The following is an 8,156-nucleotide window of genomic DNA, read 5'->3' as shown; positions in this document are numbered from 1 at the left end:
CGCGAGGACAGGAACATGTCGCGGAAATGGCCGAGAACGCCGGCATAGACGGCCGAGAAATGTTCGGCATGGGCGCCGTTGGTGTTGGAGAAGGCATAGAGCGGCAGACGCCGCGCGGCGCGCTCAAGCAGCGGTGCGATGCCCGGCATTTCGCCGGCGAAGATCGCATTCCACCCCTCCAGGAACTGGGCGTCCGAAATGCCGATGCCGAGCGAGGCGCGCAAGCTCGCAAAGAACTCGGCGTCGCTGATCTCGCCGGTTTCGTGGCGCAGATAGATGTGGTCGCGTGACGAAAATCGCCCCGCGAACTCGGCGGGATCGCAGCCGGCGTGGCCGGCCCAGCAGGCCAGCGTCTTGTTGAAGTCGATATCGAGCACCACGCGGCCGAGATCGAACAACAGCGCGTCGGCGCAGCCGGGGGAAAGCAGGGGGCGGGTCATCGCGGCGGTGTACGAAAAACGCGAGAGGCAGGCAACGGCGAACCGATGCCGGTTCTGGCGCAACTGGCGTTAGCCGCCGGATGGCTGTTCTTCACGTCAACGCCCGATAGTGCGGCAGCGCCTCGACCAAGAGGGCAAGGGCTGGCGGCGGCTCGGGTAGCAGAGGTGGTAGCCTGAAAATGGCGGCACCAGTCCGCGAACTCCAACTGGACAACCGCGGCCTTGCCGAACGCCAGTTCGGGCTGCGGGGCGGACATCTGACAACCGCTGCCGACGCCTCAAGCCTAAGATCACGCAAAATGTCGATAACTGGATCCGGGGATTGGGTGCTAGACTTCGATCAGGAGGCGTACCGACAATGAAGGGAGGATTTCTTGTACAGGAAAGTTCTTCTCGCCTATGACGGCTCGATCGAGGGACGGCGGGCACTGCGGGAGGGGGCGAGAATCGCGCAACTCTGCGGCGCCCAGGTGTTCCTGCTTGCTGTCGTGGAAGTTTCGGCCGGCACCGGAACCCTGGAGGGAGGCCTCGCCATCCCGATCAGCGAACAAGCTGAAATTTACAACAATGTCCTGGCGGAAGGCGTCGAGCGGCTCAAGGCCATGGGTTTCTCGCCGACGGCACGGCTCGGCATGGGAGAAGCCGGACGTGAGATCGCTGCGGTGGCCAAAGAGATCGGCGCAAACCTCGTCGTCGTTGGCCATCGCGCCGACGGCCCGCTGGCGCGATGGTGGTTCAGCTCGGTCGGAACATACCTGGTGAAGCATGTTCGGTGCAGCGTGCTGGTCGCGCAAACCGAGATTGGTGACGAAGAGTTTTCGAGGCTCCTGACCGGGTCTGCCGTCGAGGCCTGAGATTGAATCAGCTTCCGCCACCCGCACTTCCGAACCCGGGGTCCAGTTCGGTGACGACCGTTCGACGGGTAGAGCCGGCACTGTCAGGGCTACACGTTGGACAAGGCTACACGTTGGAATCGCGTCGGGTGAACGATGATCGAACCGCGATGGAGCGTGTCACGACGAGCTGGATCCGCCCGCCACGATCCTCTCATTCAGTTTCTGATCCACGATCTCGACCGTGCGGTCGATCTCGGCATTGGGCATGCCAAGCTGACGCGAGATCAGCTTCACCAGCAGGTCGACCCGCTCGATGAAAGGCGCTCCATTGGCCACGGCACGGGCCGCCGATGAGGGTTTGAGAAGGCTTTCCGCCGCTTTGGCATATTTCTCGAAAGGAACCTGATCCTTCGGGTCGGCCCCGAGACGCCGGGCGATGGCGTCGACATGGTCGTAGATCGACTGCGAGAGCTTCAGATCACCGTGCACGGCGTCGCGGATCGACTGCGGCTCATGCAGCGTGATGCAGCGGTAATTCCCGGTCAACAGCATCGACCATTTGGCAAGCGGGACGAACAGCGAATCGAACACCTTGAGTTTCACTGGAACGTCGTGGCCGTCCAGCGTTACCGCGTCGATGTCCGTTTCCAGCTCCCGAAGCACCTTGTTGTGTTGCTCATCGGCGAATATCGACGCCTTGAAGTTGGTCGGCAGGCCGACATGAAGCACGTTCGCCGCCTCTTCCGGTGGACGGAACGCTTGCGGATCAGGCGAGCAGAGCGTCACCAGTCCCGGCTTGAACCGCTCCCATACCTGGGCATTGGTATAGGCCTCCTCGAGATCCATGTCGGCCAGTGCCGGGATCCGTTTGAGATAGGGCAGGGGCGGCATGTTCATGATCGAAAGGCAGGGCAACCTCGCCTCGGCGATTTTGACCATCAGAACCCGGACCGTATGGTTGGCGTATTGCGGTTCCTGCATCGCAAGGCCGACCAGATCGTAGCGGGAAACGTCGACGTTGCCGGGCGTAATCGCGTCCAGTTTCCCGGGCAGGTCGCGCGAGAAGATCGCCCGGTGCATCGCCTCGTCACGCAGCTTGATGCGAACTTCGGTACCGTCGCGATTGATGAGTTCTGCGGTCTTGTTCCGGCAAACCAGAGTCACGTTGTGACCCGCCATCAGCAGCTTGGTCCCCAGCAAGGAGCCGTACGAGGCTCCAAGGATCAGAATGTTGCGCGCCATGTTCTTTCTTTCACTGACTATATCTTCTCTGAAAATTTCCGTTGGGGATCCGCGTGGGCGGAGCAACGGAGCAACCCTGGCCCTGCATCAGATGGCAATAGCCCCTTCCGGCGATGAGCGCCGTGTTTATCGCAAATGGGTAGGCAATACAATCACATGGGGGTTTCACGTTCATCTTCTCCGTCGCGCCCTCGCTCGCATCAGCGAACAAGCTGAAACTTGCAACAAGATCCTGCAAGGCGTGGAGCGGCTCGAGGCCATGGCTTCTCGCCGAACGTGCGGCTCGGCATGGGAGAAGCCGGATGAGAGATATCAGCGGCCGCCGATGCGATCGGCGATGAAGAATTTGCGAGACTCCTGACCGGGTCTGCCGTCGAGGCATGAGATTGAATCGACTTCCGCCAGCGGCTCTTTCGCAACTGACGTTCCAGTTCGGCGATAACCGTTCGTCAGGGTAAAGCGGATATCGCTCAGGATACCGCTCTTCGCAGCCGCGTCTAGTATGTGCTATTCGAGTCGCGCGGGTGAGAGAGACGTTAGCTCATGGACCAGAGGATCAATCGGTCAGCTTCCGAGCCGCATTCAATTTCTCAAAGCCGGTTTTCGCTGACGCGCCTGCTGACAAGTCCAGCCGCGTGGTATCGGGCCGCCATGCTCGTGGCGGCGGACTGATGCAACTTTCGACTTTTGCAACAAGTATCGCCACTTTTCGGACCTGATGCTCTCGCTCGGCGATGTCGGCTTGTCGGGTTGAAGCGGACATCGTTCGGCACCGGGCCGAGGTCCGAAAAACCCGCGACGCGGTGTGGTCGATAATAGGGTGTTCCGCCCCCTCAATACCGGTATGGCTCGATATCCAGCAGCGGAAACGCGCTGAACACATGCGGCAGGTTGGTCGGCGCCGCCGGGTGCAGATAGGATTTGTCGAGCTCCCCAAAATTCCGCAACCCGAGCAGGCCGAGGCAGCGGATCACTTCGTCTTCCAAGAGCTCCAGCATGCGCCGCACGCCTTCTTCGCCCTTGGCCGCCAGCGCAAAGCATTGCAGGCGGCCGATGCCGACGAGATCGGCGCCCATCGCGATCGCCTTGACGATGTCGCTGCCGCGGCAGAAGCCGCCGTCGACCATGATTTTCGCGCGACCCTGTACCGCGTCGACGATCTCGGGCAGCACATGCATGGCGCCGCGGCCGTGGTCGAGCTGGCGGCCGCCATGGTTCGACACGTAGATCCAGTCGACGCCGTGGTCGAGCGCGATCTGCGCGTCTTCCGCGGTGGCGATGCCCTTGATGACCAGCGGTATCCTGAACTTGTCCTTGATCAGCTTCACCGTGCGCCATTCCAGCCCCTTCTGGAAATCGCCGCCGGTGGCGCGGACGCGGCTGGCGCGGACATAACGCTTGGCGATGTCGCGTTCCCGGCGGCTGTAGTGGGCGGTGTCGACGGTCAGGCAAAAAGCGGCGTAACCGTTAGCGACCGCACGGCCGACCACATCCTCGACGAAGGCGTCGTCGCCGCGGACGTAGAGCTGGTACATCCGCAACGCATCCGGCGCGGCCTCGGCGGTTTTTTCCAGCCCCGGCTCGGACACCGAACTCAGCATATGGGCGGCGCCGAAGCCGCCGGCGGCGCGCGCGACGCTTCCCGCCGCGCCGGGCTCGAACAGTTCGAGCGCGCCGACCGGCGCGATCACCACCGGCAGCCGCATCCTGCGGCCGAATTGCTCGACGGAAGCGTCGACCTGCGCGACGTTGCGCAGCACGCGCGGCCGGAACGCGATCTCGTCGAGCGCCATCCGGTTGCGGCGCATCGTGGTCTCGGTCTCGGCGGCGCCGACGATGTAGTCCCAGGAATTCTGGTTGAGGTTGGCGCGGGCCTTGACGATCAACTCGTGCAGGTTCTGGAACTCTTCGCCGCTGGCGCCGAGTTCGACCGATGGCTGTGGGATGCGGGTCGCTTCGTTCATCGTGTCCTCCCCGGGGATGCCTGACTGCTTTTGCCTCTGGCTATCGCGTCGCGGGCCTCCGCGCCATCCTGAAATTGGCCATGGCTGGTATCGGCGGGGTGAAGGAGTCGGGCATCCGTCCCGCGAAAGGTTTGGCATTCCCGGAGCTGTGCAATGCGCGTACGAAATCACCATCCGGATCAAGCAGACAAACGGAAGGGCCCCCCATCGCCCGAGTATTCTTCTGACGCCCTGCCTCGCGCAGCAAAGCCGACGGCACAAGAACCGAAGGTAACGACGTGTGCTTGTTGTCAAGTATAGGAGGCATAACCATTTCTAACCGACCAGGCGGCATCGTGGATTGAAGGACCTAGTTCGATGAGCGATATCGAGCGGCAAGCCCATTGGGAAGATGTCTATACTACCAGGGGCGAGAAGGAGGTGAGCTGGTTTCAGGAGAACCCCGCGCCATCCCTCGACCTGATTGCGTTGACAGGTCTATCCGAAGACGCCGCAATCATCGATATCGGCGGCGGAGCGTCACGTCTTGTCGACGATCTGATCACCCGAAAGTTCCGCCGGCTCACCGTTCTGGATCTTTCCGGAGCCGCCCTTGCCGCCGCGAGGAAACGTCGGGGCGACCGCGGCGCTGACGTCCAATGGGTGATCGCCGACGTCACCAAATGGGAGCCGACACAGACGTACGATTTGTGGCACGACCGCGCCGCATTCCACTTCTTGACCCATCATGCTGATCAATCGGCTTACATCGATCGACTCAGGAAGGCGCTCAAGCCGGGGGGATACGTCATCATCGGAACGTTCGCCCCGGACGGTCCGGAGCGATGCAGCGGTCTGCCGATCATGCGCCATGACGCGACCACTCTGGTCGCAATCCTCGGAAACGACTTCGTCCTGATCGATACCCGACGCCACGACCATGCGACGCCCTGGGGCGCCGTTCAACGATTCCAATTCAGCACCTTTCGTCGCGCTGAGCAGGTTTGACTTCCAGGGAGAAAGCGAGCGGGCGAAGATAGACTGATCGGCATGCTGGTTCCGGAAGCGCGAGGCTCATGCCTATTTTAGCCGGTAGCCGGCGTGACAACCCACGCATTGAGCTGTTATTTCAGCAAGCCCCGCAAATACCGGCTTTAGATCGCCGGTGACGCTCGCATCCTGGGCGGTTATGGCAAACCGACTGGCAGCGCGGTGCATCGCTGTGCCGGCATCCTGCATCCCCTGCGGCATATATTTGGAAACTTCCGCAGCCCCGTGCAGCCCCAGCGACGACATTCCAAGCCGTGTTTCCGCGAGCTTGGCAGCCATGTCCGGATGACCCATGCCGAGCTGCAATTGAATCTCTTGCAGAGTCTGGAGATGATCACGCATGTTAGCCAACGTTTCCTCGACCAACACCGGAGGAAATTTCACAAATTCCCGGGCGTCCGGAGCGCTGGGGGCGGACATATCGTGACTGTGATGATGCTGCGCGACAGCGAGTGTTGCTGTGCCACTGACCAAAACGGCGGCAAGTATGATCATCAAAATACGCGTATATCCTCCGTGAAGTCGGGTACCGTCGCGCGATCGTTGGGGCGGGAGGCGGGTCGTTTCGTTCATCGTGTCCTCCCCAGGGGATGCTTTTTCCCTTCGCTATCGTGTCCCGGGCTACCGCGCCATCCCGAAAATTGCTATGGCTGGTATCAGCGGGAAGCACGCAGAAATCCCGGTTACCATCGATGGGGAGGAAATGCCGTGGGAAATGCCATCACAAGACTGGCCGCATGGGCGACGTTCGGCCTCGGCCTGCTCGGCGCGGGCGCCGCAAACTCGCAAAGCATGACCCTGACGAGCGCCGACATCAAGGAAGGCGGCACCCTCGCCAATGAGCAGGTGTTCAAGGGGTTCGGCTGCACCGGCGCCAACGTTTCACCGGCGCTGAACTGGAGCGGCGCGCCCTCGGGCACCAAGAGCTTCGCGGTCAGCATGTATGATCCGGATGCGCCGACCGGCAGCGGCTGGTGGCACTGGGTCGTGTTCAACATTCCCCCGGCCACGACATCCTTGCCGAAGGGCGCCGGCGACGTGAAGAAGAAGCTGATGCCGAAGGGTGCGATCCAGAGCCTGACCGATTTCGGCGCCGACGGCTATGGCGGCGCGTGCCCGCCGGCCGGGGACAAGCCGCACCGCTACCAGATCACGGTTTTCGCTGTTGACGTCGACAAGCTGCCTGATGCCAAGAACGACAAGGCTTCGGCGGCATTGGTCGGCTTCGATCTGCATTTCCATACGCTGGCGAAGGCGACGCTGACAGGGCTCTACGGCCGTTGAAGATCAGGCGCGAGGTGCCAGCCTGCGAGCGGTTAGCGTTGCTGCGGGTGCCCCGAATTTACTTCCGCTTGCGGCGGCACAGCGGACATGGCCGGGTTGGATGCTGTTTCGAACCGGTAGCGTTTGACCCGAACAGGACATTCCCCGGGACTGGAGTGCACCCCCATTCGCCTGTCCGACATGGAAGACAGTATGCCCGCAGGATGATATTTGATGCGTAGGCAGCGTCGGTCAGGAAAGGCAGATGTCAGCCACGATCAGGAGGCGGGAATTGATAGCCGCGCTGGGCGACCCGGCTAGTCCATTTAGCCGCCTGGAAAGCCAGGAAGCAGCAACATCGGCGCGGTCTCTAGGCCTGTAGCTACATGTTGCCAACGCCATCAATCAAGACCAGATCGACGCCTCTTTTCCGTCTCTGATGGCTCTGGGCGCCCGAGCAATAATACTCGGTGGGGATGCTCTCTTCTACTTTCATCGTAGTCAAGTCGCAGCGCTGGCGTCACGTTATGGCATTCCTGCATTGGTCAATGGCGCGAATACCCGGCAGCAGGCGGGTTAATGAGCTACGGGAACAACGTTCTCGACGCTCTTCGCCTCACGGGAATATATGTCGGTCGCATTTTAAAGGGCGAGAAGCCTGCAGATATGCCCGTGCAGCAACCGACCAAGTTCGAGTTGGTCATCAATCTCAAGACGGCGAGGGCACTCGACTTCACCATTCCAGACAAGATGCTCGCCCTCGCCGACGAGGTGATCGAATGAGGTTCGTCACTTCCGGTTTTACTTTGAGACCTACCGACCAAAGTTGCCGATGTCTGATCATAGGGGCAGACCGGATGTGATCGGCGCACCATCAGAACGACGCGATTGACCCGGAGCGGAACTACCGACCCCGTGATCAAATTCATATTGCACTGCCGCGGGCATTCAATTGTGATACATATTTCCCCGACCAAGCCTGGTATTGACTTTGGAGTCTCCATGCATAGGCGGGAGTTCATCAAGCTCATCGGTGGCGCGTCCGTGATGCAAGGAATGTTGCCGCAGTCCGCATATGCCCAGGTTTCAACGAAGCGCCCACTACTTGCTATCTTGGCTGGCGTCAGTCGCAGAGAATTTCCCGTTTCCTTTATGGAAGGCATGCGAGAACTCGGTTACGTCGAGGGCAGCAATATCGATGTTGAATATCGCTTTGCTGATGGCCGATTAGATCTCCTCCCGGCTCTCGCTGCGGAGTTGATTCAACTTTCACCAAAAGTGATACTAGCTGCCACAACTCCTGCTGCCGTCGCGGCGAAGAGATTGACCCAAGCTATCCCAATTGTCTGTCCAATTCTCGCCGACCCGATTGATCTCGGTTT

Annotated in this window: 9 protein-coding genes; 5 read left to right on the top strand and 4 right to left on the bottom strand. The window is 60.9% G+C overall.

What is annotated here, in order from left to right; translation table 11 throughout:
* A partial coding sequence (locus QZ213_RS20620) for an HAD family phosphatase (RefSeq protein WP_291687941.1) occupies positions 1 to 440 on the bottom strand: 440 nt, incomplete at its 3' end.
* 374 nt (positions 441 to 814) lie between these two features.
* On the opposite strand from QZ213_RS20620, the gene QZ213_RS20615 reads away from it, so the two are divergent.
* Positions 815 to 1,294: a universal stress protein gene (locus QZ213_RS20615; RefSeq protein ID WP_291687940.1), complete on the top strand. Its 480-nt coding sequence runs from the start codon at positions 815 to 817 to the stop codon at positions 1,292 to 1,294.
* A 159-nt stretch (positions 1,295 to 1,453) separates the two neighbouring features.
* On the opposite strand, the gene QZ213_RS20610 is transcribed toward QZ213_RS20615, so the two are convergent.
* Positions 1,454 to 2,518 (bottom strand): 2-dehydropantoate 2-reductase N-terminal domain-containing protein, encoded by a 1,065-nt coding sequence (locus QZ213_RS20610; RefSeq protein ID WP_291687944.1) that lies wholly within the window; start codon positions 2,516 to 2,518, stop codon positions 1,454 to 1,456.
* An 833-nt stretch (positions 2,519 to 3,351) separates the two neighbouring features.
* Entirely contained in the window at positions 3,352 to 4,482 is a 1,131-nt protein-coding gene (locus QZ213_RS20605; protein ID WP_291687939.1) for an alpha-hydroxy acid oxidase, read from the bottom strand.
* A gap of 357 nt (positions 4,483 to 4,839) precedes the next feature.
* Here QZ213_RS20605 and QZ213_RS20600 point away from each other — a divergent pair, with 357 nt between their 5' ends.
* Positions 4,840 to 5,469: a class I SAM-dependent methyltransferase gene (locus QZ213_RS20600; RefSeq protein ID WP_291687938.1), complete on the top strand. Its 630-nt coding sequence runs from the start codon at positions 4,840 to 4,842 to the stop codon at positions 5,467 to 5,469.
* A 72-nt stretch (positions 5,470 to 5,541) separates the two neighbouring features.
* Here QZ213_RS20600 and QZ213_RS20595 read toward each other — a convergent pair whose 3' ends face one another.
* Positions 5,542 to 6,084 (bottom strand): hypothetical protein, encoded by a 543-nt coding sequence (locus QZ213_RS20595; protein ID WP_291687937.1) that lies wholly within the window; start codon positions 6,082 to 6,084, stop codon positions 5,542 to 5,544.
* Positions 6,085 to 6,303: 219 nt separating this feature from the next.
* On the opposite strand from QZ213_RS20595, the gene QZ213_RS20590 reads away from it, so the two are divergent.
* From QZ213_RS20590 to QZ213_RS20580, 3 genes are all read left to right on the top strand, one after another.
* On the top strand, positions 6,304 to 6,795 hold the full coding sequence (locus QZ213_RS20590) for a YbhB/YbcL family Raf kinase inhibitor-like protein (protein WP_291687943.1): 492 nt from the start codon (positions 6,304 to 6,306) through the stop codon (positions 6,793 to 6,795).
* A 519-nt stretch (positions 6,796 to 7,314) separates the two neighbouring features.
* Complete coding sequence (locus QZ213_RS20585) at positions 7,315 to 7,557, top strand: ABC transporter substrate binding protein (protein WP_291687942.1); 243 nt, start codon at positions 7,315 to 7,317, stop codon at positions 7,555 to 7,557.
* A 132-nt stretch (positions 7,558 to 7,689) separates the two neighbouring features.
* On the top strand, positions 7,690 to 8,156 hold a 467-nt coding region (locus tag QZ213_RS20580; protein ID WP_291687936.1), incomplete at its 3' end, for an ABC transporter substrate binding protein.

Source organism: Bradyrhizobium sp. (genome assembly GCF_017881085.1).
Classification (GTDB): domain Bacteria; phylum Pseudomonadota; class Alphaproteobacteria; order Rhizobiales; family Xanthobacteraceae; genus Bradyrhizobium.
The sequence above is the reverse complement of the archived record's forward strand: the minus strand, read 5'-3'. Positions and strand labels throughout refer to the sequence as shown.